Raw genomic sequence first — 24,809 nt, 5'->3', positions numbered from 1 at the left:
TCCCATTGTTTTTGTTGTCTGGTTGAGGTGCGTGTTTCTGTAGGAGCCGGCTTGCTGGCGAAGCGGTGTACCCGTCGACATTAATGTTGAACGGGATGACCTCATCGCTGGCAAGCCAGCTCCTACAAGGGGTTGATGTCAGGTAGGGATCGGATGCAGATCGCAGTTGCGTCCGGCCTTGGCCAGTTGACCGGGAACCTCGTGCCCCAGCAGCGCTGGCAATCCTCGGGATAGCTTGAGCAATAACGGCAAATCGATACCGGTTTGAATACCGATTTCATCGCATAGATTGACCAGGTCTTCGGTGCAGATATTGCCCGAGGCTCCCGGTGCGAACGGGCAACCGCCAAGCCCGCCAAGTGCCGCATCGAAACGTCGAGCGCCGGCCTCGTAAGCGGCCAACACGTTGCACAGGCCAAGGCCTCGAGTGTTGTGAAAATGCAGGGTCAGGTCCGCAGGCGAAACCCGCTGCAACACCCGACGCACGAGGCGATCGACCTGACGCGGATTGGCCATCCCCGTGGTGTCGGCCAGCGTGATGCCCTGGATGCCGAGTTCCTGGTAGACCTCGACGATTTGCAGCACACGGTCCTCGTCGATCTTGCCCTCGAAAGGGCAACCGAAGGTGGTGGCGATGCTGCCGTTGAGTCGCACCGGACTGTCGCCAACGAACTGCACAATCTCACCGAACGCGGCCAACGAATCTTCACAACGCATGCGCATGTTCGCCAGGTTGTGGGTCTGGCTGGCGGACATCACAAGGTTCAACTCATCGGCGCTACAGGCCAGTGCCCGTTGCGCACCTTTAAGGTTGGGGATCAATGCAACATAGATCACTCCCGGTTTGCGGGCGATGCCCTTGAACACCGACTCACCATCGCGCAATGCGGGAATAGCCTTGGGCGAGACAAACGAACCCGCTTCGATACGACTGAAACCGGCTTGCGACAGTTGATCGATCAAGGCGATCTTATCCACGGTTTCAACCCAGGTCGGTTCGATCTGCAGGCCGTCACGCGCAGACACTTCCTGAACGATCAGGCGCTCGGAATAATCGGTGATCATTGCACCACTCCTTCTGTTTTCAGACGTTCGATGTCGGCCACTGTCAGACCCAATTGCACAAGGACACTGTCGGTGTGCTGACCCAGGCCAGGCCCGGACCAATTCACGCCACCGGGGGTTTCGGAGAGTTTCGGCACGATGCCCGGCATCTTCACCATGGCACCTCCGGGCAGCTCGGCGTTGAGCAGCATGTCTCGTGCTTGATAGTGCGGATCGGCGACGATATCGGCCACGGAGTAGATGCGCCCGGCGGGCACTTCGGCGGCTTCCAGCGCGGCCAGCACGTCGTCGATGGGCAGGCTACTCGTCCAGCGAGTGATGGCAGCATCGAGCAAACCGCTCTTGGCTGCACGCCCGTCGTTATGGGCGAATTCCGGCGCCTCGGCCAGATCGGAGCGGCCAATGGTTTGCATCAGACGCTTGTAGATCGGATCGCTGTTACCGGCGATGACCACGTAGGCGCCATCGGCAGTGAGGTAAGTATTGGAAGGTGCGATTCCCGGTAAAGCACCGCCACTGCGTTCACGCACATGGCCAAGCATGTCGTATTCGGGCACCAGGCTTTCCATGACGTTAAACACGCTTTCGGCCAGCGACACATCAACGATCTGCCCACCGCCCTGCCCGGTCTTGACCCGCAGCAGCGACATCAGCGCGCCGATCACCGCGTGCAGCGACGCCAGGGAATCGCCAAGGCTGACACCCACTCTTGCCGGTGGCGAACCGGGGGTGCCGGTGGTGTAGCGAATCCCGCCCATGGCCTCGCCGATCGCGCCGAAACCCGGACGGTCGCGGTACGGGCCTGTCTGGCCGTAACCGGAAATCCGCACCAGGGTCAGATCGGGATTGAGGGCATGCAGCACGTCCCAGCCAAGGCCGAGTTTCTCCAGCGCGCCGGGACGCAGGTTTTCGATCAGTACATCGGCGCTGGTTGCCAGTTGTTTGACCAGTTCGATGCCTTCGGGGGATTTGAGATTCAGCGCCAACGATTTCTTGTTACGTGATTGCAGGTACCACCACAACGAAGTGCCTTCGTGCAGCTTGCGCCATTTGCGCAAGGGATCACCCTGGCCCATGGCTTCGATCTTGATCACCTCGGCGCCGAACTCGGCGAGCATGCGGGCAGCGAATGGCGCGGCGATCAGCGTGCCGATCTCGATCACTTTGATTGCACTCAAGGGGGCAGTCATCGCGGGGTACCTCTGGTTGTTCTTGGAATTGATGCCAAGGCTAGAGGACCGAGCCCTGAGGAATCCAACCTTCAGTTGGCAACAAGCGTTCGCGAAACGCGAACGCTCCCGCAGGAGCTGCCGCAGGCTGCGATCTTTTTGATCATTGGAAGATCGAGATCAAAGAATCGCAGCCTGCGGCAGCTCCTACGGGGGAGAGGTACTTTTTAAATGCTCAAACAACATCCGGCTCACCGGCGACAGCAACGCCTCATCGCGCACCACCAGAATCAACGCCCGATCCGACCATTGATCCGTCAACGGCACCGCATGCAATCCCAACGCCCGACCAAACAGCTCGTAAGCCTTGTGCGGCAAAATGCCGATGCCCATGTTGGCCTGAACCATCCGGCACATCGCATCAAACCCCGGCACGTGAATGCGCAGGCGCAACACCTTGCCGGATTCACGCGCCGCCGCATGGGTGCGCATGTTGATCGAACTGGCGGCGTGCAGACCGACGTAATCGCTGTCCAGGGTGTCGGCAAAAGCCAGGCTCGAACGGCTCGCCAACGGATGATGCGACGGCATCAACACCACCAGTTTGTCCTGACGATACAACACGCTGTGCAACCCCTTGACGTCACTGTCGATGGAACAGATCCCGAGATCCGCCACGCCATCCAGCACCCCCTGGATTACCCCGGCGCTTGGCCGCTCTTCAAGGTCAGTCTTGACCTGCGGATGACGCTCGGAAAAATCGCGCAGGTCTTCGGGCAAAAACTGAATGATCGCCGACAGATTGGCGAGCATCCGCACGTAACCGCGCACACCGTGGCTGTGCTCGCCCATTTCAAGGCCCATCTTCTCGACGTTGAACAGCATCTGCCGCGCATGGTGCAGCAGGGTTTCGCCGGCCGGCGTCAACGTCATGCCCTTGGCCTGACGCACAAACAGGCTGATGCCCAGCGCCTCTTCAAGCTCCATCAGACGCTTGCTCGCCGCCGACACCGCAATGGCTTCACGGGTCGCCGCACGGGTCAGCGTACCCTCTTCATGCACGGCGACGAAGAGTTGCAGAGTGATCAGGTCGAGACGACGGATCAGGCTTTTTTGCAGCATCTGGGACTCGTTAAATAGAGATCGGTTGAATTGGCAGGATATCTCGCTTTATGTCGCGAAATGCAAACCCAACACCTCCAACGCTCATCGCGAATTGTCCTACGCGGCTCTTAACCACGCCATACACCACTACAGGATCGGGACTATTCATAACCGGCCACGCAGCGATCAAAGTACTTGTTTAGAAAAGACGCCAGGTCCATGAAAAACACCACCACCCTCCTCGTCACCTGCAGCACGGTGTTTCTCGCCCAGCTAGGCATGAGCATTTACCTGACAGCACTGCCGGAGATTGCTCGATATGTCAAAGCCGACGCCTCGCAGGCATCCTGGGGGTTAGCGGTGTATCTGATCGGAATGGCGATGCCGATGCTGTTCTGGGGCAGTCTGTCCCAGCGCATAGGGCGCAAACCGGTGTTACTGGCAGCATTGGGAATTTATGGTTCAGCGAATCTTGTCTTGCCTCTGTCTTCGACGCTGGAATCTTTTTTGATCCTTCGCCTGCTTCAAGGCGTCGGCGCAAGCGGGATTTCGGTGATGGCCCGGGTACTGATCCGCGACAGTTTCAGTGGCGCTTTGCTGGCCAAAGCGCTTTCCTGGATTTCGATTTCCTTTGTGGTGGCATTGGGTGTAGGCCAGTACCTGGGCTCAATCATCCAGTCTGGCCTGGGTTGGCCTTGGATTTTTTACCTCTTGGGTGGTGTGACCCTGTTGATGCTCGCGACTGTGATGCGAATCAGATTTGCGAAGCCGACCGAAGAAAATTCACAGTTATTCGCCTGGCCAAATTACTGGCGAATACTGCGTGATCGAGCCTTCCTGTTGCCGACACTCGCCGGAGGTTTGGGGTATGGCGTGATCATCGCATTCAACACGGCAGCACCGTTGATTCTGCAGGGCCTCTTCAAGTGGTCGGCAGTGGATTACGGGTGACTGGGCTGGCCCATCAGTGCGGCGTATTTCCTGGGCGCCTTGGGCGTCAACGCTTTCGTGGTTCTGTCACTGTTATGCACCTTCCTCGCTTTGGGTGCGATGTTTTGTGTACTCGCTTCGAGGGGTCAAAGCGCGCATTGATCGGGCTCGGCATCGGCTCGTGATAAAGTCGCCGCCCATCAGCCCCCTTTTGCCGTGAGACTTTGATCGCAATGACCGATTTCCAGGATGTCGATGCCCAACTTGAAGACTGGAACGCCTTGCGCAGCACCGTTTCGTTCAGCGGTTTGCTGGTGGGTAACGGTGCCAGCCGGGCGGTGTGGGATGACTTTGGGTACGAGTCGTTGTTCGAGAACGCTCGCACCGTTGAAGAAAAACCCCTGAGCCCTTCGGAACTGAGTGTGTTCGATGCGATGCAGACGCGCAGTTTCGAGCAAGTGCTGAGCGCGCTGAAAATCACCAGTCGGGTCAACAAGGCCTTGGCCGTCAGTTCTGCCGCACCGCGCAATCGTTATTACGCGATCAAGGAAGCGCTGATCAACACGGTGCATGCGGTGCACATCCCATGGCGGTTGGTAGTGCCTTCGACACTGGCAACGATCAATCAGGAAATGGCCAGCTACCGCACTGTGTTCACCACCAATTACGACTTGCTCAACTATTGGGCATTGCAGCATCAACCCGGCGCGATTACTGATCTGTTTCAGGGCGCCGAGCCCGGTTTTGACCTCAGCGCCACGGCCACCGACAAAACCCGTTTGCTGTACCTGCACGGTGGTTTGCACCTGGTGCGCAATCAGGACGGAACCGCGCGAAAATTGATGTCGACCGAAGGCACGTTGCTGGGCAGTTTCGCCATCAACAACACGATCAAGACCCTCGACGATGTGCCATTGTTCGTCAACGAAGGGCCGAGTGCGGAAAAGCTCAAGACCATTCGCAGTTCGGACTATCTGTCGTTCTGCTACGAGCAGTTACTCGGCCATGACCAGGCGCTGTGTATTTTCGGCCATGCCCTGGGCGAGCAGGACAGCCACATCATCCATGCCTTGCGCCTTGCGAAACCGCAGGTGGTGGCGATCTCGATTTATCCGCGCAGCAAGGCGTTCATCCAGCATCAGAAGCGGCATTACGCGAAGGTGTTCGAAGGGACGGGGGTTGAGTTGCGGTTTTTTGATTCGAAGACGCATGGTTTGGGCAGCCCGAAGCTCACGGTTCCTGTCGAGCTTTAGCGGCGGATGACGCCTTCGCGAGCAGGCTCGCCCCCACAGTGGAATGCATTTCAATGTGGGGGCGAGTCGGGTTTGAAGGGGACGTTCAAAGCACGGGCAAGGTCTTGTCCTTGATCACGGTCGTTGGCCCATTGGCCTTCACGCTGGCGATGCCTTTGTCCATGGCCACGGGTGATGAATAGGCCTCGCTACTGCCGATAATTTCGTGGTTACCGGCTTTGAGATTGAAGTAAGGATGGCCATCCTTGGTGGTTTTTTTCTCGTAGCGTTCATCCAGCGGGCTGTTGGCCTGGACCGATGCAATGCCTTTGTCGGCGGCGGCGCGGGTGGTGTACAGCTCGCTGGTCAGAATGGTTTCGGCGTTCGCTGCCTTCAGCACAAACCTGAACTGACCACTACTGCTTTTGCTGACTTCGTACCATCCGGACATGCTGTTTCTCCTGGACAATTGAGAGGATGCGCGCTTCAGAGTAAAGACCAGCACCAGGCTTCTGTCGCCTGTCCAGGCCCTTCGCGAGCAGGCTCGCTCTCACAGGTTCAGCGTAATCCCTGCGGGAGCGAGCCTGCTCGCGGTAGTCCATGCGGTAGCAGTTACTTCACCACCGCCCGCACCACCGATAACTCTGGCGCCTGCGTGCGTCGCTGACTCAAATACCGCGTACAACTCACCCGCAGAAACGAAGCGAAATTGACCACCTCTCCTCTATAGTCCATCACCTCTTCGTACAACTTGGCGATCAACTGATTGGTGGTCATGCTGTCGACCTCGGCAATTTCGCTGAGGATGTCCCAGAACTGATTCTCCAGTCTCAGGGTCGTGACCACCCCGCAGATGCGCAGCGAGCGCGAGCGCGACTCGTAGAGAATCGGGTCGGCTTTGACGTACAGCTCGCACATGGCAAATCCCTCGTTACAGCGTGATTTGGGTCCCCAGTAACCCGAGGAAACCGGCAAGCCAGTTCGGGTGCGCAGGCCAGGCCGGTGCAGTGGCCAGATTGCCTTGAACATGGCCGTCCGTCACCGGGATGTCGATGAATGTACCGCCGGCCAGGCGAACTTCCGGGGCGCAGGCGGGGTAGGCGCTGCATTCACGGCCCTCAAGAATTCCCGCTGCCGCCAGTAATTGCGCGCCATGACATACCGCGGCAATCGGTTTACCCGCCTTATCGAAATCCCGGACCAGCTCCAAAACTTTTTCATTCAGGCGCAGGTACTCCGGAGCACGACCACCCGGAATCAACAACGCGTCATAGTCAGCAGACTTGACCTTGGCAAAATCAAAGTTCAGGGCGAACAGGTGACCGGGTTTTTCGCTGTAGGTCTGATCGCCTTCGAAGTCATGGATCGCCGTACGAACGGTTTGACCGGCAGCCTTGTCCGGACAAACGGCGTGCACCGTGTGGCCGACCATGAGCAGCGCCTGGAAAGGCACCATCACTTCGTAGTCTTCGACGTAATCGCCGACCAGCATCAGAATTTTTTTCGCCGCCATGGGGAGGACTCCTCTGGAAAATGCGTAGGAGTATTCAAGGTAGTCCTTATCCAGCGGGTCGGGTAACAACCGGCTACTACCTGAAGCGATGCCGATCTCAAACTGTACGGATATTTCTGCGGCCATCTGTAAGCGCCAAAGCCCCGGTTTTATGGCTAGATAAAAACATCCACCACCCTCCACGATTCTGGTTGCCAACATGTCTTCGCGCGAAAACACCGGCATGGCCCTGGGCCTGCTCGGCGTTGTGATTTTCAGCCTTACCCTGCCCTTCACACGGATCGTCGTGCAGGAACTTCATCCGCTGCTCAATGGCTTGGGGCGGGCGTTGTTCGCAGCGATTCCGGCGGCTTTGCTGTTGCTGTGGCGACGGGAAAAGTGGCCGACCTGGAAACAGGTCAAAGGCCTGAGCCTGGTGATTGCAGGGGTGATCCTGGGCTTCCCGGTGCTGTCAGCCTGGGCCATGCAAACCTTGCCGGCGTCTCATGGGGCACTGGTCAACGGCCTGCAGCCTCTGTGCGTAGCGCTCTATGCCGCGTGGTTGTCCCATGAGCGACCGTCGAAAGCCTTCTGGGCTTGTGCAGCACTAGGCAGTGCGCTGGTGCTCGGTTATGCGCTGATCAGCGGCGCAGGCAGTATTCAAGCCGGGGATTTGTTGATGCTCGGAGCCATTGCGGTGGGCGGCCTTGGCTACGCCGAAGGTGGTCGATTGGCCAGGGAGATGGGCGGCTGGCAGGTCATCTGCTGGGCGCTGGTATTGTCGACGCCCTTGCTGATCGGGCCGGTGATGTACCTGGCGCTGCAGCATCAGGGTGAAATCTCGTCAAAGACCTGGTGGGCTTTCGGTTACGTTTCTCTGTTTTCGCAGTTCATCGGGTTCTTCGCCTGGTATGCCGGGCTCGCCATGGGCGGCATTGCCCGGGTCAGTCAGATCCAGTTGTTGCAGATCTTCTTCACCATCGCCTTTTCAGCACTGTTCTTCGGTGAACACGTTGAACCGATCACTTGGGTGTTTGCGGCGGGTGTGATCGTGACGGTAGTGCTGGGGCGCAAGACCGCAGTGCACCCGGCGCAAGCTGCCACCGCTTAACCCCGTAGGAGCCCGGCTTGCCGGCGAAGGCGTCCTCGAGATCGCTATCGCCGGCAAGCCGGACTCCTACAGGATCAGAGGTAACCATCAGCACGCAGCAGGGTTTCCAGGCAGTGTTCAGTGATGTGGTAGAAGTCCTTCAGTTCCTGGATTTTCGCCAACAGCTGGCCCGGATCTACCGGCTCGGCGCGTTTGACCGCCAGAATCATCTTGTTCTTGTTGGTGTGGTCCAGGGAGATGAACTCGAACACCTTGGTCTCGTAACCGCAAGCCTCCAGGAACAAGGCACGCAAGCTGTCGGTGACCATTTCTGCCTGCTGGCCCAGGTGCAATCCGTATTGCAACATCGGCTTGAGCAACGCCGGGCTCTGGATTTGCAGGCGAATCTGTTTGTGGCAGCACGGCGAGCACATGATGATCGAGGCGCCGGAACGTATACCGGTGTGGATCGCATAATCGGTGGCGATGTCGCAGGCATGCAGGGCGATCATCACATCCAGCTCACTCGGCGCCACGCTGCGCACATCACCGCACTTGAAGATCAGCCCCGGATGCTCGAGCTTTGCCGCCGCGGTGTTGCACAGGGTGACCATGTCTTCTCGCAACTCGACGCCGGTCACTTCACCTTCGGCCTTCAAGGTATTGCGCAGGTAATCGTGGATGGCGAACGTCAGATAGCCCTTGCCTGAACCGAAGTCCGCCACCCGCACCGGTTTGTCCAGCGCTAATGGCGACGAGGTCAGGGCATGGCTGAAGACTTCGATGAATTTGTTGATCTGCTTCCACTTGCGCGACATCGCCGGGATCAGTTCATGCTTGCTGTTGGTGACGCCGAGGTCAGCGAGAAACGGCCGATTCAGATCGAGAAACCGGTTTTTCTCGCGGTTATGTTCGGCAGACGGTGCTTCACGCAATTGCTGGGGTTTGCTCTTGAACAGCGAAGACTTGCCCTTTTTGCTGTATTCGAGCTGGGCTTCGTCTGTCAACGATAACAAATGCGCATTTTTGAATGCCGCGGGCAGCAGTTCGGCAATGCTCGCGACGCCTTCGGCCACGGGTAGATTTTTGGTGATGTCGCGGGTCTTGTACCGGTAGACGAAGGACAGGCACGGCTGCGCCTTGACCGTGACCGGCTTGATGATGAGCCGCTGCAGGTCTGCCTCGGTGCCTGCGTACTTGGCCAGCACCAGCTTGATAAAGGCGTTTTGATCGAGGCTGGTTTGCAACAGATCGATGAACTGGGCGTGATGATCCGGCGCGAGGCTGGCGGGAGTAGCGGTGACAGACATGGAAAACGGCCTCGGGCGATGCAAATCGGAGAATGCCGTTATTTTAAGGGCGAGGAGGACTTTGGGCACGGAGTTATTTTTGTTGCTGGTCCCGGTCATGACGCCAGGACCTCGATACCGCCTTTGAAACGTCAGCGCTCCACCAGGCGAAGCTTGCGGTTACTCGGCGAATTGATGATGTGTTTGACAATCAGTCCTACCGGCACCGCCCAGGTCAGGCCATTGACCGGGTCAGTCACCATGGCGACCGTTTCAGAGCTTGCAGCGATGTCCAGACGTCGACGGTCGTTGCTGGATTTGAGTACGCCGTAAGCATGACTGACCAGTTTTTCCGCCACATGCATCGGCACATCCACGCTCTGCAAATGTTTGACCGCGCGACAGAACAAGACTTGATCATCGACTCCCCCTTCGGTTTCATGGCGCACCAGATACGCTTGGGCAATCGCCAGCAACTCCTCATTCAGATCGGCCTTTTCATCCTCCTTCATGCTTTCGCCACCTGCGGTGCATCGGTCGTGACAGGATTCACAACGACAGGACGCGCGGCATGGCGCAAATCGGGTCCTGCGCAAGGCAGGCGTACGGCTGGATTGGGCATGCCGCTGGGCGAAAGCTCGTGGGTCATCTCAAATTCGGCACGAACGGACCAGCCGCAGGCCTCCGACGTGCATTGCAGATACGCCACGCGCAGAAAAATATGGCGACCCTCGCTGGTGCGAATGCGCATCCTGTTCAAGCAGTGCGGACACACCATTTTATAAGTACTCATGCTCTATTCCCGATAGTCACTTGGTGGCAATCAACGTGATCAACCGTAATACTGTTTAAAACGCTCATCGCAGCGTTTCGATCTTGCGAACAATGTCTGCCAGACATAAGGAAGTGCATCGGGCAGACGCGTAATGGGCTTGAACCATGCTCGTAGGAAATCACCCTGATACCATTGGGAAGTTTCGACATCGTATTTTGCTGTCTCATAGTTGATGATTGATTACTTGCAAGAAAATAAGTACTCATTACGCATAAATTAGGCACTCAAAAAGCATAAGTCAAAAGGAAGAGGCTCAAATTGCGTAGCAAAAAATCACAAGCTGTTCTGGCCAGACTTAAACAGGTAACCGGCACAAAAACCGACGCCTCATTGTCTTCTGCCCTTCAGATCAGCCCACAAACCTTAAGTAGCTGGAAAGGTCGCGACAGCACACCATACTCATTATGCGTAGATCTTGCTCAAGCGCGTGGCATCTCCCTCGACTGGTTGCTGCTGGGTGAGGGTCCGATTTTGAGACAAGCCATGACCGATACTTCGGCAAGCCCTCCGCCAAGCACTGAACGGGAAAACACTATTCTCGCGTTATGGCGGTTGCTCGACGAAGAAGGACGTTGCGCCATCCAAAACACACTGGAGGAAAAGCAACGGCTACGAGACATGGAAATCAAGCTTTGCGAAATGGCCACGATTCTGGCGACACTTAAACCTTCGAGCGAAACTTGAAGAAAAATCCGCTCTTCATTGTTTCAAGGCAAATTTCCTGGCCCTTTCATCGTCGCCCCCTGAGGTGCCGAATGATGTCGCCGATACCGGCGCCATCGACCCACTGCATGAGCTTGATACTGACGGGAATAACGATCAGTGCGCAAAGAAAGGCCGTTACGCCGGCAGTCAGAAAAGGCGCCAACGGATGTGCGACAGGCGTGAAAAGGTAACCGACACCGGCAGAAAGCAACCATGAGCCTATACGCTGCCAGGTTTTGAGGTTGCTGCGAGTAGTCGTGACCAGCCACGCGCCGAGCGCTGCACCGAACAGAACCTCTCCGTCAAGAACAGGCAATGTTGCAATTCCCAACGCCAACATAAGTGCGCTGATGCTGTGGTATATCGAATCAGTCAGGCTCATGGGAACCTCGCCGGGCGACAGAATCGACCTTGAACGCTCCTGACTCGATCGCCTTGAGTAACGCAGTGCTGCGAGAGTTGACGTCGAATTTTCTTCGAATGTTGGCGAAGTGGAAATTGACGGTCGACTCCGCGCAATTCTCGATCCGGGCGATTTCCCAGGTCGTCTTTCCCCTGTAACACCACATCAGGATTTGTGTTTCTTTCACCGTCAACTTCACCGACGGTGCGCTTTTCTTTGTGCCAGGACCTAACCGTGCCAGAGAGTCGATCGATTGTTGGGTTGACATAAGAATCCCTCTACGTCGAAGCGCCCTTCGCTGGGCGTCCGCTAATAGAGAGAAATACTGACGAGTAGAATAATCCCGGACAATTGACGGGATTTGTAGCGGCGAGCGCTACAGGACGACATGAAAAGATTTAAGCGAGCACCACCAATCGGTTCGGCAACTCATTGCGCAAATGAGTCACCGGAACATGCACTTTGAGCAGCTCGCCACAAGCCTCGATGCAGCTGACAAACCCTTGAAGGGTCTGGCCCTGCTTCACCTGCCGGGTAAAACTGGCAACGATTTCGTCCCAATTCTTGTTGTCGAGACGATTGGAAATCCCCTCATCCACCAGAATTTCCACATAGCGTTCGGCCTCTGAGACAAAAATCAGCATGCCGGTACTGCCTTCGGTGTGGTGCAGGTTCTGCTCCAGAAACTGTCGGCGGGCCAGGTTTGAGGCACGCCAATGACGCACCGAACGCGGGACCAGGTGGGTGGTCACTTTCGGCAGGCGAAACACCAGGCACAACACGATAAAGGTGATCCATTGCATCAGCAGCAGGCTGTGCAGGGTCAGCCAGCCGGTAAGGTAATGCACGATGCCTGGCACCAGCAGCGCCACCAGGCTGGCCCATAGCAGCGCAATGTAGGCATAGTCGTCGGCACGGGCCGCGAGCACGGTCACCAGTTCCGCATCGGTGTCGCGCTCGACCCGGGCAATCGCCTCGGCGACCTTGCGTTGTTCGTGTTCAGTCAGTAATGCCATGTCGTGAAATGCCTGATCGGAATTATTTTCACCAGCCGCCGGAAGAACCGCCACCGCCGAAACTGCCCCCACCGCCGCTGAAGCCCCCGCCACCGCCACCGCCAAAACCCCCTCCGCCAAAACCGCCGCCGGACCTTCCGGAACCGCCACGGCCGGAAGGGAGGATACCGAGCATTTGCCCAACAAAGACTGTCAGGATGAACAACAGCAGCAAAAACACGAAGACCCCGGGATGGCGCGAGACGAAATCGTCCCCCGGGTCACCTCGAGACTCATAGACGGTCGACGGCTCGTCCAATGGATTGCCGCCCAGTACCACCAGCATGGCCGCAACACCATCACTGATGCCTTTGCTGAAGTTTCCAGCCTTGAATGACGGCGTGATGACCTGATTGATGATCACCGAACTCTGGGCATCGGTGAGGCGATCCTCCAGACCATAGCCGACTTCGATACGCAGTTTTCGCTCGTCCCGGGCGACAATCAGCAAGGCACCATTGTTCTTGTCCTTCTGGCCAATGCCCCAGTGGCGGCCAAGTTGATAACCGAAATCGGCAATGTCGGTGCCCTGCAAATCCGGCAACGTGACCACCACCAGTTGCTCGCCAGTGGCAGTTTCGTGGGCCTGAAGTTGCTGGGTCAGTTGCTGTCGCACCGACGGTTCGATCATTTGGGCGTTGTCCACCACCCGCCCGGTCAACGCCGGAAAAACCAGCTCGGCACGAGCGGTAACGGCCAGCATCCCCAACACCAGCATCAAGCCCACTTTCAACACACGCATTGGCAACCTCTTGTCGTGATGTTCATCCCGTTTTCAGAACTTGACCTCTGGGGGCTTTTCCGAGCCCGGTGTGGCTTCGAAGGTCTCGCGAACCGGCAGGCTGCTGTACATCACCGTATGCCACAGGCGACCGGGGAAGGTACGGATCTCGGTGTTGTACTTCTGCACCGCGAGGATGAAGTCGCGCCGGGCCACGCTGATGCGGTTTTCGGTGCCCTCAAGCTGCGATTGCAGGGCAAGGAAATTCTGGTTGGCCTTGAGGTCCGGATAACGCTCTGACACCACCATCAACCGACTCAAGGCGCCACTGAGCTGGTCCTGGGCCTGCTGGTACTGTTTGAGCTTTTCCGGGTTGTCCAGGGTCGAGGCGTCCACCTGGATCGACGTGGCTTTGGCCCGCGCTTCGATGACGGCAGTCAGGGTCTCCTTCTCGTGAGCCGCATAGCCCTTCACGGTTTCCACCAGATTGGGGATCAGGTCGGCGCGGCGCTGGTACTGGTTCTGCACCTGGCCCCACGCGGCTTTGGCCTGTTCGTCCAGGGTCGGGATATTGTTGATGCCGCAGGCGCTCAGCAGTGTGGCCAGCATGAGCAGCGTGGCGACCTGCAGGCGCGAACGATAGATTGGACTGACATTCATCAGGATCAAGCTCCCTTATACATTTCATGAAAAACCCGACCGTGAAACCTTCTCAGCCGGCTCTTGGGGCATAATCGCCCGCGCCTCTGGATTGCCACGGGCCGATGGGCTAAAAAGAGGCCCTGCGCGAAAACGCGTGCGGACTTCGGTTGTGGTTTTTTCAGTCAGCACCCGAACAACAATAGTCGCTCCCTAACTTTTGGCTGGCCGGCGCGTTCATCGCCGTTTGGGCCCTTGAGAAAACTATTCATGAAGAAGCTGTGTTTGCTGGGCCTGTTCGTCGGCCTGGCCAGTCATAACGTATTGGCCGCCACGACACCCGCACCCCTGGAGAACAAGGACGCTTTCATCAGCAACCTGATGAAGCAAATGACCCTCGATGAAAAAATCGGCCAGCTGCGCCTGATCAGCATCGGCCCGGAAATGCCCCGGGAGCTGATCCGCAAGGAAATCGCGGCAGGCAACATCGGCGGCACGTTCAACTCGATCACCCGCCCGGAAAACCGGCCGATGCAGGACGCGGCGATGCGCAGCCGCCTGAAGATCCCGATGTTTTTCGCCTATGACGTGATCCACGGTCACCGCACCATTTTCCCGATCCCGCTGGCCCTGGCCTCGAGCTGGGACATGGACGCCATTGCCCTGTCCGGGCGCATCGCCGCCAAGGAAGCCTCATCGGACGGCGTCGACCTCACCTTCGCGCCGATGGTCGACATCTCCCGCGACCCACGTTGGGGCCGTACTTCCGAAGGCTTCGGCGAAGACACCTACCTGGTGTCGCGCATTGCCGGCGTCATGGTCAAGGCGTTCCAGGGCTCCGGTGCAAACGCGGCCGACAGCATCATGGCCAGCGTCAAGCATTTCGCCTTGTACGGCGCGGTCGAGGGCGGACGCGACTACAACGTTGTCGACATGAGCCCGGTCAAGATGTACCAGGATTACCTGCCGCCCTACCGCGCGGCAATTGACGCGGGTGCTGGCGGGGTGATGGTTGCACTGAACTCGATCAACGGCGTGCCGGCCACCGCCAACACCTGGCTGATGAATGACCTGCTGCGCAAGGATTGGGGCTTCAAAGGCCTGGCCGTCAGTGACCATGGGGCAATTTTCGAGCTCATCAAGCACGGCGTTGCCGCCGATGGCCGCGAAGCCGCGAAGCTCGCGATCAAGGCCGGTATCGACATGAGCATGAACGACACCCTCTATGGCAAAGAGCTGCCAGGGCTGTTGAAGGCCGGCGAGATTGAACAAAGCGACATCGATAACGCCGTGCGTGAAGTGCTGGCGGCCAAGTACGACATGGGCCTGTTCAAGGACCCGTACCTGCGCATCGGCAAAGCCGAGCAAGATCCGGCCGACACCAATGCCGATAGCCGCCTGCACCGGGCCGAGGCCCGAGACGTGGCGCGCCGCAGTCTGGTGCTGTTGAAAAACCAGGGCGAAACCCTGCCGCTGAAAAAAACCGCGAAAATCGCTTTGGTGGGTCCGCTGGCCAAGGCACCGATCGACATGATGGGTAGCTGGGCCGCTAACGGTCGCCCTGCGCAATCGGTCACGCTGTTCGACGGCATGACCGCTGCACTGGGTTCGCAATCGACGTTGATCTATGCCCGTGGCGCCAACATCACCAGCGATCCAAAAATCCTCGGTTACCTGAACTTCCTCAACTTCGATGCCCCGGAAGTGGTAGACGATCCGCGTTCGGCGCAAGTGCTGATCGACGAAGCGGTGAAAGCCGCCAAGGATGCCGATGTGGTGGTCGCAGCGGTGGGCGAGTCCCGCGGCATGTCGCACGAATCATCGAGCCGCACCGATATCAACATCCCGCCCAACCAGCGCGAATTGATCAAAGCCTTGAAAGCTACCGGCAAACCGTTGGTGCTGGTGTTGATGAACGGCCGCCCGCTGTCGATTCTCGAAGAGAAGGAACAGGCTGACGCGATCCTGGAAACCTGGTTCAGCGGTACGGAAGGCGGCAACGCCATTGCCGACGTGCTGTTCGGCGACTACAACCCGTCGGGCAAACTGCCGATCACTATCCCGCGCTCGGTAGGCCAGATTCCGACCTATTACAACCACCTGAGCATTGGCCGGCCCTTCACGCCGGGCAAGCCGGGCAACTACACGTCGCAGTATTTCGATGACACCACCGGCCCGCTGTTCCCGTTCGGCTTCGGCTTGAGCTACACCGATTTCAACCTGAGCAACATGGCACTGTCGTCGACCACGCTGAACAAGACCGGCAAGCTCGACGCCAGCGTCACGGTGAAAAACACCGGCAAGCGTGACGGCGAAACCGTGGTGCAGTTGTACATTCAGGACGTGACCGGTTCGATGATCCGGCCGCTCAAGGAGTTGAAGAACTTCCAGAAAGTGATGATCAAGGCTGGCGAACAGAAAGTCGTGCACTTCACCATCACCGAGGATGATCTGAAGTTCTACAACACCCAGCTCAAGTACGCAGCGGAGCCCGGCAAGTTCAACGTGCAGATCGGCCTGGATTCCCAGGACGTGACGCAGCAGAGTTTTGAGTTGCTGTAACCCTCAACGCAAAAGATCGCAGCCTTCGGCAGCTCCTACGGGGAACACCTCATACCCCTGCAAGAGCTGCCGAAGGCTGCGATCTTTTGATCTCGCTTTAACTTTATCCCCGCCGATCCAGCAGATTCACCACCAGCCGATCCACCCACCCCCAGATCCTCTGTTTGACCCGCTTCCACAGCGGTCGACGCTGCCATGCCTCCAGACTGACTTCCAGGCTCTGGGTAAAGTCCCGTTCGAAACTCGCCGCTACCGCCCGGGTCAGGCTTGGGTCCAGCGCTTCAAGATTGGCTTCCAGGTTGAAGCGCAAGTTCCAGTGATCGAAATTGCACGAACCAATACTGACCCAGTCGTCGATCAGGACCATTTTCAGGTGCAGGAAGCACGGCTGGTACTCAAAAATCCGCACCCCGGCCTTGAGTAGTCGCGGATAGTAGCGATGCCCGGCGTAACGCACGGACGGGTGATCAGTGCGCGGCCCGGTCAACAGCAGGCGCACATCGACGCCTCGGGCAGCGGCACGGCGCAATGAGCGACGGACTTTCCAGGTCGGCAGAAAATATGGCGTGGCCAGCCAGATCCGACGCTGGCCGCTATTCAATGCGCGAATCAACGATTGCAGAATATCGCGGTGCTGGCGGGCGTCGGCGTAGGCAACGCGGCCCATGCCCTCACCCACCGAAGGTACCCGCGGCAAGCGTGGCAAACCAAAATGCGAAGCCGGGCGCCAGGCGCGGCGATGACGGTTGGCGATCCATTGGCGGTCGAACAGCAACTGCCAGTCGAGCACCAGCGGCCCGGACATTTCCACCATGACTTCGTGCCACTCGCTGACGTCTTCACCAGGCATCCAGAACTCATCGGTAACGCCAGTGCCACCAACGACGGCCAGGCTCTGATCGACCAACAACAGCTTGCGATGATCACGGTAGAAGTTGCCGACCCAGCGCCGCCAGTTCAGGCGATTGTAGAACCGCAACTCGACCCCGGCGGACGTCAGGCGCTGGCGCAAGGCCAGTGTGAAAGCCAGGCTGCCATAGTCATCGAACAGGCACCGCACCCGCACGCCGCGCTCGGCGGCCTGGACCAGCGCCTGAACCATCTCCTCGGCGCAAGCGCCCGCCTCGACCAGGTACAACTCCAGTTCAACCTGTTCTTCGGCACGGGCAATCGCCACCAGCATGCGCGGGAAGAACTGCGGGCCGTCGATCAACAGTTCGAAGTGGTTGCCTTCACGCCAGGGAAATATCGGTCCGGCCATGTCAGCGCGCCGTGAAAATCAGCACCGCACCCACCGGCACCGACAGACCGATCGCGGACAACCCGGCCAATTTGCGCAAGGTTTCAAGGCCAGGCGCCAGCTCGAAGTCTTCAGCGCTGATAACCACCGGCTCAAGCGTCACCACCTGGAAACGCCGGTCATCGAGACGGGTGGCCAGCAACTGGGCGTTGTACGTGTGCTGCTTGCCATGCAGATCGACGGTCAGCGGCAGGCGCAATTCCAGTTGCGCACCGGGAGCGAGATCGTTGATCGGACGCAAATCGATCTGGGTGGTGATCAAGGCTTCGGGAAACTTTTCGATCTCGAACAGCTCTTTGCGCATGCGCTCATCGCGCAACGGGATGCCGCTGTTGATCGAATCCATCTCGACTTCCACTCGCGCCAAACCCTTGGGATCGACCTGGCCATGCAGCACCAGAAAGCGCTGCACTTCAGAAACATTGGCGTTTTTGGTGCTGACAAATGACAGCCGCGAGGATTCGCCGTCGAGGTACCAGTCGGCGTGGGCCGACAGCGTAGCGCCAGCCAACAGCAGGAAAGATAGGGTTTTCAAAGTGAAACACTTGAACATAAAAACTCGTGAGGGCAGATAAACCTGTGCTGAACCTTAACTGGCCCTCAGCGCATTGCAAGCCATCTACGCCACCCAACCCGCTTTTGTGGCGAGCAAGCTTCATTGCTTCCAGGGCAGCAAGCGACAGCCCTGATGCTCGCCAATCCACTGTGCGCTGTTGCTGCGCCCCATACCGCTGGCTGTTACACGCTTGATGGCAATGTCATCGGTGAAGCCGCTGGTCGGCAACCACTGTTTCACATACCCGCGGCAATACTCGGGGTGGTTGTTCATCACATAACGGCACGAGCAATACTCCTTGGCGGTGTAGGCGCTGATGATGTCGGGGAACGCCCCTAACGCCACGCGCTCATGCCAGATCCAGCCGAGCAATGCCAACAGCAGGATCAACAACAGCGAGCTGATCGGTCGGCGTCGAAGAAATCCGCTCATGGCTGCACCGTTGTGGCGACGGCTTTCAGCGCGAGCTTGAGCATTTCGTTGTGCCGGTAGCTGCCGTCGCGGTCGTCGCCGTAGCGCACGATCACCAGTTTTTCACTGGGTATCACGTACATCGCCTGCCCCCAATGGCCCAACGCAGCGAAGGTGTCGGCAGGCGCATCGGGCCAAGGTTGGGCGGCCCCGTCAGCTGCGCGATTGAGCCACCAGTGGCCACCGGGCACGGCGTCATCCTGACGGGCACGATAGTTGGCAAAGGGTTCGCGGTTGAACGCGATCCAGTCTCTGGGCAACAGTTGTTTATCGCCCCAACGCCCGTCACGGGCCATCAACAAGCCGACGCGCGCCAGATCCCGCGCCGTGAGATACGCATACGAAGACGCAACGAAAGTGCCAGTGTCATCGGTTTCCCACACGGCATGGCCAATACCCAACGGCTCGAACAGCGCAGTCCATGGATAGTCGGCGTAGCGATTGGGCCCGACGATGTTTTTCAACGCAGCGGACAACAGGTTGCTGTCACCACTGGAATAACGAAACGCCTGGCCCGGCGCTGCATAGCTGTCGTGATCGACGGTGAATTCAGCCATATCCCTACGGCCCCGGGTGTAGAGCATGGCCACAACCGAGGATTTCAACGGTGCGTATTCGTAGTCTTCCTGCCAGTCGATGCCCGAGGCCCAGTGCAGCAGGTCGGCCAGGGTCATGGCCGGGTATTTGTGCAGCGGCGGATAAAACTTCTGTACCGGGTCTTGAAGCTTGAACAACCCTTCGCCGTAAGCCATGCCAAGGACGGATGCCATCAGGCTCTTGCTGATCGACCACGTCAGGTGTGGCGTCTGGGCCGTGGTCGGGCCGGCGTAGCGTTCGTAGATCAACTGGCCGTCGTGGATCACGACCAAGGCGTCAGTGCGAATGCCTTGACGGGTACTATCGTCGCGAGGTGGGAAGGCGTAGGACTCAAGCGCCTCTCGCGCAGACCCGGTGATGGTCGGGCCGGTCGGCCATTGCTCGGCGGGCCACTGTTCGGCGTGGGCGAAGACGCTAAAAAACAGCAGGAAAATCAGGGAAAAGCCTTTCAGCATGGCGGGGGCTCATGGGAAATAACCGGGTTAGCCTAGCCCAATCAAATGACACTCAGGCGACCCCTTGTAGGAGCTGCCGAACGCGGCCCGAGCCTTCGACAGCTCCCAAAATTCTCAGAGGCCCGCCAATGCCTTGGCCAACCGCTTGCCCCGCGCCCCCGCCGCCAGATCCATCACGGCCTGATCGCGCTGCCACATTGCCGCCCACTCTGGAGGTCCCTCGGCCAGCGCTTCATTGATTGGTTTTTTCAGGGCCTCGAACTGCGCAAACAACCCGCCCAGCAACACATGCCCGGCCGGGCTGGTGGGCGGCAGTCGGCTGACTTCCGCGCAACCGGCGAGCAAAGCCAACAAACGCAACTGCAAGCCTTGCGACCAATCACTCTGCTGGCCAACGCCATACAACCACGCGGTCATGGCACTCAGTACATAAATGTCTTCCAGCGTGCGGAACGGTTTGACGTAGGCATCCCAACCATCCCCCGCCAGCAATTCGCATAACGCGTTTTCCAGAAACAGCCGGCCATGGCTGATGTCCGGCATCAATGGGATCGCCGGCAGTTGCTCCACCCGCACACCCGGCTCATCACGATAAATCACCGCCAGGCTCAAACGCGGATCTTCGTCGGGCTCTTCACTGCGTGCAGCCACCAGCAACCAGTCGGCGGCATCGCCAGCAGTGACAAAATCCTTGCGGCCGCTCAGGCGCAAACCACTGAGTCGGGTCTGCATGTCCACCGGGCGCAGGCTGCGCTGTTCGGTGGCGCACAGCGCGCCCAGACTCGCCGGGGCGCTCGGCCAGAGCATGCGCAACGCGGCTTGATAGCCCACCAGAAACGCCAAACCCGGTGTGGCCATCAAGCGTGCGCCCGCCACCGCCAACTCGAACGGTGTAACGCTACCCAGTTGCTGCAACAAGGTTGCAAAACCTTCGGCCAGATCAGGATTGGCGGGCAGGCGCTCGCCACGGTTCAACAGGGTTTGCCAGGGCATAAGAGGCTCCTTGTGGGCTGTCATATAAGCATCACCAAAGCTTAATGGCGATGACACCGGGGCTACATAGCCTGACTTTGCACAACACGGCTAGACAAAGAAAGTCGATTCGCTGTAGCCCAAAGACGGGTGAGCAACCCGAATGGAGATTCGCCATGACTCAGATCGCCCGCATCAGCGACACCGGCAACGAACGCCGCCTGCAAGCCGAACGCCTGGTGGGCGCCGAGGCTTTGCAAGAAGCCCAGGCCTTGCGATTCAACGTGTTCAGCGGCGAATTCAACGCCAGGCTCAAAGGCGCGGAACGGGGTCTGGACATGGATGACTACGACGTACATTGCACCCACATCGGTGTGCGCGACCTCAACACCGGACGTCTGGTGGCGACCACCCGCTTGCTCGACCATACCGCCGCGAGCAGCCTGGGCAAGTTCTACAGCGAAGAAGAGTTCAGCCTGAATGGCCTGATCCACTTGCAGGGCCCGATCCTGGAAATCGGTCGTACTTGTGTCGATCCCGCCTATCGCAACGGCGGCACCATTGCCGTGCTCTGGGGCGAATTGGCCGAAGTGCTCAACCAGGGCGGCTATAGCTATTTGATGGGCTGCGCGAGCATTCCGATGCAGGATGGCGGCATCCAGGCCCACGCGATCATGCAGCGTCTGCGCGAGCGCTACCTGTGCACCGAACACCTGCGGGCCGAGCCGAAAAAGCCATTGCCGAGCCTGGACATCCCTTCCAACGTGATCGCCGAAATGCCCCCCCTGCTCAAGGCCTACATGCGCCTGGGCGCGAAGATCTGCGGCGAGCCGTGCTGGGACGAAGACTTCCAGGTCGCCGACGTGTTCATCCTGCTCAAGCGCGACGAACTCTGCCCGCGCTACGCCAAACACTTCAAGGCAGCTGTGTGATGAGCCGGTTGCGCGTATACACGCGAGTTGCGCGGGTCTTGCTGGTGGTGGCGCTGGGGCTGAGCATGGCCAGTGTGTTCGGGTTGTTCGAGCGCCTGGGCATGGCGCACTCGATGGAACGCCGCCAGCGTTGGTCGCGATTTTTCATGGCTCGCCTGAGCAACGCCCTGCCCTTTGACGTCACGGTCCACGGTGAGCTGCCAAAGGCGCCGATGCTGTGGGTTTGCAATCACGTGTCCTGGACCGACATTCCGTTGCTGGGGATGCTCACGCCCCTGTCGTTCCTGTCCAAGGCCGAAGTGCGCACCTGGCCGGTGGCTGGCTGGTTGGCGGCCAAGGCTGGCAGCCTGTTCATCCGACGTGGTTCGGGTGATAGCCAATTGCTCCGCAAACAGATGACCTGTCATCTGGAAACGGCGCATCCGCTGCTGATGTTCCCGGAAGGCACTACCACCGATGGCCGTTCACTGCGCACCTTTCATGGCCGCTTGCTGTCCGCCGCCATCGATTCCGGAGTGGCGATGCAACCGGTGGCGATTCGTTATGTGCGCAACGGCGAACTCGATGCGTTGGCACCGTTCATTGGCGACGATGATCTGTTGTCGCACCTGATGCGGTTGTTTGCCAATGATCGCGGCGGCGTGGAGATTCATCTGCTCAAGCCCATCGCTTGCGAAGGTCGGGAACGCGCAGCACTGGCGTTCGAGGCGCAGCAGGTGGTGCAAAAGGCGTTGTTTGGTGCTGTTGTTGAATCGCAACGAGTTCCCCTGCGCCCCGCGATTGCCGCGTAAACACATTCCCCCTGTAGGAGCGAGCCTGCTCGCGATAGCGGATTTACATTCAACGATGATGCTCAATGACAAATGACAAATGGCAATCGCGAGCAGGCTCGCTCCTACAGGGGGTTCAGCGTACTGGGTAGTTCTGCGCAAAATCCTGCAACTGCGGATAGAACAACCGAAAATCCTCGCTCAAAGGCTCATACAACCGCCGCAGTTCCTGCATCGCGCCCGCCAGTTCCTCCGGACGGGTCAACCGTCGTGAAATACCCCGAAGCACCTGCTCCAGCACGTCGAACTCCCGGTAAGAACCCAACCAGTCATCGGCCACCATATAAGGCGCAATGCGAGCCAAGCGCTCCGGGAGCTGCGGTTCAGTGGACAGCACCTGGTAAACATCCGAGGTAAACAACGCCAGTGGCCGGTCCGCATACAACTTCCAGTCCCGCGCCAGGCAATGGTCAAAAAACACGTCGAGCACGATCCCGGCATAACGCCGGCGCGTCAGGGAAAACCGTGACAACGACGCATCCACCAGCGGATGCCGATCGGTAAACACGTCGATGCTGCGATGCAGCTGGATGGCGGCTTCGATCTCCGGATCGTATTGCCCTTGCAGCCTGCCCTTGACGAAATCGCCATACAGGCTGCCGAGCAATTGACCGGGGCGCTGGCCACCGAGGTGAAGATGTGCGAGATAGTTCATGGGCGCAGCTTAGCACTGCGGCCATCCCTTGTTACACTCAACGTATCGTTATAACTCGATATACCGAAATGTGAGCTGGTCAGAGCCAAATCATATTTGTATATCGCGAAATACCGATTTAAAGTTCGCTTCATCGCGATATAGCGTTTCAAACATCACGAGCCCACATCATGACCATCAATCTCGACGAAATAATAAAAGCCCTGGCACACCCAGTACGGCGAGAAATCCTGCACTGGCTCAAAGACCCGACCGTCGAATTTCCCGACCAGTCCCACAGCAACGAGCACGGCGTTTGCGCCGGGCAGATCGATCAACGTTGCGGTTTGTCGCAGTCCACAGTGTCCGCACACCTGGCGACCCTGCAACGCGCCGGCCTGATCAGCAGCCGCAAAGTCGGCCAATGGCATTTTTTCAAGCGCAACGAGGAAACCATTCAGGAGTTCCTCAAAACCTTCAGTAAAGAGCTCTGACCCTGTGGGGGCGGTTCTCAATTGGTTTTCACACAGCAACGGGTAGGCCAATTGAGAACGCCCCCCACGTCAGCCAGCCGACAAGGAATCAAACAATGCCTCTCTCGCTACTCATATTGGCCTTGAGCGCCTTCGCCATCGGTACCACCGAGTTCGTCATCATGGGCTTGCTGCCCAACGTCGCGGCGGACCTTGGTGTGTCGATCCCCGGTGCCGGCTGGCTGGTGACCGGTTACGCCCTGGGCGTGGCGATCGGTGCGCCGTTCATGGCGCTGGCCACCGCCAGGCTGCCACGCAAGGCCGCACTGGTGGCGTTGATGGGCATCTTCATTGTCGGCAACCTGCTCTGCGCAGTGGCTGGCGACTACAACGTGCTGATGTTTGCCCGTGTGGTCACAGCACTGTGCCATGGCGCCTTCTTCGGTATCGGTTCGGTGGTCGCCGCGGGCCTGGTGCCTGCGAACAAACGTGCTTCGGCTGTGGCCCTGATGTTCACCGGCCTGACCCTGGCCAACGTACTCGGCGTACCGCTGGGTACCGCGCTCGGTCAGGAAGCCGGGTGGCGCTCGACCTTCTGGGCGGTAACCGTGATCGGCGTAATCGCACTGATCGGCCTGATCCGCTTCCTGCCGGCAAAGCGCGACGAAGAAAAACTCGACATGCGTGCTGAATTGGCCGCGCTCAAGGGTGCCGGAATCTGGTTGTCGCTGAGCATGACCGCACTGTTCGCCGCCTCGGTGTTCACGCTGTTCACCTACGTCGCACCGTTGCTGGGTGAAGTCACCGGCGTCTCGCCCCGTGGCGTGACCTGGACCCTGATGTTGATCGGCCTGGGCCTGACGGTCGGCAACATCATCGGCGGCAAGATGGCCGACAAAGGCCTGGCGGCAACCCTGATCGGCGTCTTCATCGCCATGGCTGTGATCTCCACCGTCCTGACCTGGACCAGCGTCGCGCTGATCCCGACCGAAATCACCCTGTTCCTTTGGGCCACTGCGTGTTTCGCCGCAGTGCCTGCCCTGCAAGTGAACGTCGTGACCTTTGGCAAAGCGGCTCCGAACCTGGTGTCGACCCTGAATATCGGTGCATTCAACGTCGGCAATGCGTTGGGTGCCTGGGTCGGCGGCAGCGTGATCGCCCACGGTTTCGGACTGACCAGCGTGCCGCTCGCAGCGGCTGTTTTGGCGGTACTCGCCCTGCTGGTGACCCTGATTACGTTCCGTCAGAGCGGTAATCCCGATCTGGCTCCTGCTACCAACTGATCAACCATTACCTCA

The 24,809-nt window shown here is 58.7% G+C and carries 28 protein-coding genes and 1 pseudogene; 9 read left to right on the top strand and 20 right to left on the bottom strand.

The features are described 5' to 3' along the window. Positions 1-138 precede the first annotated feature (138 nt). From AD668_RS06000 to AD668_RS05990, 3 genes are all read right to left on the bottom strand, one after another. Positions 139-1,065 carry a hydroxymethylglutaryl-CoA lyase gene (locus AD668_RS06000; protein WP_053155678.1) on the bottom strand — a complete coding sequence of 309 codons (927 nt, stop codon included), beginning with the start codon at positions 1,063-1,065 and terminating at the stop codon, positions 139-141. After that, a complete protein-coding gene (locus tag AD668_RS05995; protein ID WP_053155676.1) occupies positions 1,062-2,255 on the bottom strand; it encodes a CaiB/BaiF CoA-transferase family protein in 1,194 nt (397 codons plus the stop codon). The genes AD668_RS06000 and AD668_RS05995 overlap by 4 nt, the downstream gene beginning before the upstream one ends. Positions 2,256-2,441: 186 nt before the next feature. Further along, complete coding sequence (locus tag AD668_RS05990; protein WP_053155673.1) at positions 2,442-3,356, bottom strand: LysR family transcriptional regulator; 915 nt, start codon at positions 3,354-3,356, stop codon at positions 2,442-2,444. Between the two features lie 201 nt (positions 3,357-3,557). On the opposite strand from AD668_RS05990, the pseudogene AD668_RS05985 reads away from it, so the two are divergent. Together AD668_RS05985 and AD668_RS05980 are read left to right on the top strand one after the other, a co-directional pair. Further along, positions 3,558-4,352 (top strand): annotated as a pseudogene (locus AD668_RS05985) (MFS transporter); the annotation flags it as partial. Between the two features lie 149 nt (positions 4,353-4,501). Continuing rightward, a complete protein-coding gene (locus tag AD668_RS05980; RefSeq protein ID WP_053155671.1) occupies positions 4,502-5,521 on the top strand; it encodes a DUF4917 family protein in 1,020 nt (339 codons plus the stop codon). A gap of 85 nt (positions 5,522-5,606) precedes the next feature. Here AD668_RS05980 and AD668_RS05975 read toward each other — a convergent pair whose 3' ends face one another. The 3 genes from AD668_RS05975 to AD668_RS05965 all read right to left on the bottom strand — a co-directional run bounded on the left by AD668_RS05975 (position 5,607) and on the right by AD668_RS05965 (position 7,013). Beyond that, positions 5,607-5,951, bottom strand: a complete 345-nt coding sequence (locus AD668_RS05975; protein ID WP_053155669.1) for a YegP family protein — start codon at positions 5,949-5,951, stop codon at positions 5,607-5,609. Between the two features lie 161 nt (positions 5,952-6,112). Continuing rightward, entirely contained in the window at positions 6,113-6,418 is a 306-nt protein-coding gene (locus AD668_RS05970) for a ribbon-helix-helix domain-containing protein (protein ID WP_053155668.1), read from the bottom strand. Between the two features lie 13 nt (positions 6,419-6,431). Further along, positions 6,432-7,013 (bottom strand): DJ-1/PfpI family protein, encoded by a 582-nt coding sequence (locus AD668_RS05965; protein ID WP_053155666.1) that lies wholly within the window; start codon positions 7,011-7,013, stop codon positions 6,432-6,434. Between the two features lie 199 nt (positions 7,014-7,212). On the opposite strand from AD668_RS05965, the gene AD668_RS05960 reads away from it, so the two are divergent. Next, positions 7,213-8,103: a DMT family transporter gene (locus tag AD668_RS05960; RefSeq protein ID WP_053155664.1), complete on the top strand. Its 891-nt coding sequence runs from the start codon at positions 7,213-7,215 to the stop codon at positions 8,101-8,103. A gap of 74 nt (positions 8,104-8,177) precedes the next feature. Here the strand turns inward: AD668_RS05960 and AD668_RS05955 are convergent, their stop codons facing one another. The 3 genes from AD668_RS05955 to AD668_RS05945 all read right to left on the bottom strand — a co-directional run bounded on the left by AD668_RS05955 (position 8,178) and on the right by AD668_RS05945 (position 10,164). Then, positions 8,178-9,392 carry an SAM-dependent methyltransferase gene (locus AD668_RS05955; protein ID WP_053155662.1) on the bottom strand — a complete coding sequence of 405 codons (1,215 nt, stop codon included), beginning with the start codon at positions 9,390-9,392 and terminating at the stop codon, positions 8,178-8,180. Positions 9,393-9,523: 131 nt separating this feature from the next. Continuing rightward, positions 9,524-9,883: a hypothetical protein gene (locus tag AD668_RS05950; RefSeq protein ID WP_053155660.1), complete on the bottom strand. Its 360-nt coding sequence runs from the start codon at positions 9,881-9,883 to the stop codon at positions 9,524-9,526. Beyond that, entirely contained in the window at positions 9,880-10,164 is a 285-nt protein-coding gene (locus AD668_RS05945) for an ogr/Delta-like zinc finger family protein (protein ID WP_053155658.1), read from the bottom strand. The genes AD668_RS05950 and AD668_RS05945 overlap by 4 nt, the downstream gene beginning before the upstream one ends. 300 nt (positions 10,165-10,464) lie before the next feature. Here AD668_RS05945 and AD668_RS28575 point away from each other — a divergent pair, with 300 nt between their 5' ends. Further along, positions 10,465-10,890 carry a helix-turn-helix domain-containing protein gene (locus AD668_RS28575; RefSeq protein ID WP_156322305.1) on the top strand — a complete coding sequence of 142 codons (426 nt, stop codon included), beginning with the start codon at positions 10,465-10,467 and terminating at the stop codon, positions 10,888-10,890. Positions 10,891-10,936: 46 nt separating this feature from the next. Here the strand turns inward: AD668_RS28575 and AD668_RS05940 are convergent, their stop codons facing one another. The 5 genes from AD668_RS05940 to AD668_RS05920 all read right to left on the bottom strand — a co-directional run bounded on the left by AD668_RS05940 (position 10,937) and on the right by AD668_RS05920 (position 13,750). After that, positions 10,937-11,293, bottom strand: coding sequence for a putative holin (locus AD668_RS05940; protein WP_053155656.1), 357 nt, complete (start codon positions 11,291-11,293; stop codon positions 10,937-10,939). Continuing rightward, on the bottom strand, positions 11,280-11,582 hold the full coding sequence (locus AD668_RS05935; protein WP_053155654.1) for a helix-turn-helix domain-containing protein: 303 nt from the start codon (positions 11,580-11,582) through the stop codon (positions 11,280-11,282). Before AD668_RS05935 ends, AD668_RS05940 begins: the two co-directional genes overlap by 14 nt. Before the next feature lie 130 nt (positions 11,583-11,712). Continuing rightward, a complete protein-coding gene (locus AD668_RS05930; RefSeq protein WP_053155652.1) occupies positions 11,713-12,330 on the bottom strand; it encodes a TPM domain-containing protein in 618 nt (205 codons plus the stop codon). Between the two features lie 28 nt (positions 12,331-12,358). Continuing rightward, on the bottom strand, positions 12,359-13,111 hold the full coding sequence (locus tag AD668_RS05925; protein WP_053155650.1) for a YgcG family protein: 753 nt from the start codon (positions 13,109-13,111) through the stop codon (positions 12,359-12,361). Positions 13,112-13,144: 33 nt separating this feature from the next. Beyond that, on the bottom strand, positions 13,145-13,750 hold the full coding sequence (locus AD668_RS05920; protein ID WP_053155648.1) for a LemA family protein: 606 nt from the start codon (positions 13,748-13,750) through the stop codon (positions 13,145-13,147). 249 nt (positions 13,751-13,999) lie between these two features. On the opposite strand from AD668_RS05920, the gene bglX reads away from it, so the two are divergent. After that, entirely contained in the window at positions 14,000-16,291 is a 2,292-nt protein-coding gene (gene bglX / locus AD668_RS05915) for a beta-glucosidase BglX (protein WP_053155646.1), read from the top strand. A 103-nt stretch (positions 16,292-16,394) separates the two neighbouring features. Here bglX and AD668_RS05910 read toward each other — a convergent pair whose 3' ends face one another. From AD668_RS05910 to AD668_RS05890, 5 genes are all read right to left on the bottom strand, one after another. Next, positions 16,395-17,552, bottom strand: coding sequence for a phosphatidylserine/phosphatidylglycerophosphate/cardiolipin synthase family protein (locus AD668_RS05910; RefSeq protein ID WP_053155643.1), 1,158 nt, complete (start codon positions 17,550-17,552; stop codon positions 16,395-16,397). A gap of 1 nt (position 17,553) precedes the next feature. After that, positions 17,554-18,144, bottom strand: coding sequence for a YceI family protein (locus AD668_RS05905; protein WP_053155641.1), 591 nt, complete (start codon positions 18,142-18,144; stop codon positions 17,554-17,556). Positions 18,145-18,246: 102 nt separating this feature from the next. Continuing rightward, entirely contained in the window at positions 18,247-18,579 is a 333-nt protein-coding gene (locus AD668_RS05900; RefSeq protein ID WP_053155639.1) for a hypothetical protein, read from the bottom strand. Next, on the bottom strand, positions 18,576-19,670 hold the full coding sequence (locus tag AD668_RS05895; protein ID WP_053155637.1) for a serine hydrolase: 1,095 nt from the start codon (positions 19,668-19,670) through the stop codon (positions 18,576-18,578). The genes AD668_RS05900 and AD668_RS05895 overlap by 4 nt, the downstream gene beginning before the upstream one ends. A gap of 114 nt (positions 19,671-19,784) precedes the next feature. After that, on the bottom strand, positions 19,785-20,663 hold the full coding sequence (locus AD668_RS05890) for an acyl-CoA dehydrogenase family protein (protein ID WP_053155635.1): 879 nt from the start codon (positions 20,661-20,663) through the stop codon (positions 19,785-19,787). A gap of 155 nt (positions 20,664-20,818) precedes the next feature. Here AD668_RS05890 and olsB point away from each other — a divergent pair, with 155 nt between their 5' ends. Beyond that, complete coding sequence (olsB, locus tag AD668_RS05885; protein ID WP_053155633.1) at positions 20,819-21,574, top strand: L-ornithine N(alpha)-acyltransferase; 756 nt, start codon at positions 20,819-20,821, stop codon at positions 21,572-21,574. Further along, positions 21,574-22,365 (top strand): 1-acyl-sn-glycerol-3-phosphate acyltransferase, encoded by a 792-nt coding sequence (locus tag AD668_RS05880; RefSeq protein ID WP_053155631.1) that lies wholly within the window; start codon positions 21,574-21,576, stop codon positions 22,363-22,365. Before olsB ends, AD668_RS05880 begins: the two co-directional genes overlap by 1 nt. A gap of 115 nt (positions 22,366-22,480) precedes the next feature. On the opposite strand, the gene AD668_RS05875 is transcribed toward AD668_RS05880, so the two are convergent. Continuing rightward, complete coding sequence (locus tag AD668_RS05875; protein WP_053155629.1) at positions 22,481-23,059, bottom strand: ACP phosphodiesterase; 579 nt, start codon at positions 23,057-23,059, stop codon at positions 22,481-22,483. Between the two features lie 170 nt (positions 23,060-23,229). Between AD668_RS05875 and AD668_RS05870 the strand changes: the two genes are divergently transcribed. Both AD668_RS05870 and AD668_RS05865 read left to right on the top strand, forming a co-directional pair. Then, entirely contained in the window at positions 23,230-23,532 is a 303-nt protein-coding gene (locus AD668_RS05870; protein WP_007983055.1) for a helix-turn-helix transcriptional regulator, read from the top strand. A 95-nt stretch (positions 23,533-23,627) separates the two neighbouring features. Continuing rightward, a complete protein-coding gene (locus AD668_RS05865) occupies positions 23,628-24,794 on the top strand; it encodes an MFS transporter (protein ID WP_053155627.1) in 1,167 nt (388 codons plus the stop codon). Positions 24,795-24,809: the final 15 nt, after the last annotated feature.

The sequence above is a fragment of the Pseudomonas sp. P1.8 genome (genome assembly GCF_001269805.1).
GTDB lineage: Bacteria > Pseudomonadota > Gammaproteobacteria > Pseudomonadales > Pseudomonadaceae > Aquipseudomonas.
The sequence above is the reverse complement of the archived record's forward strand: the minus strand, read 5'-3'. Positions and strand labels throughout refer to the sequence as shown.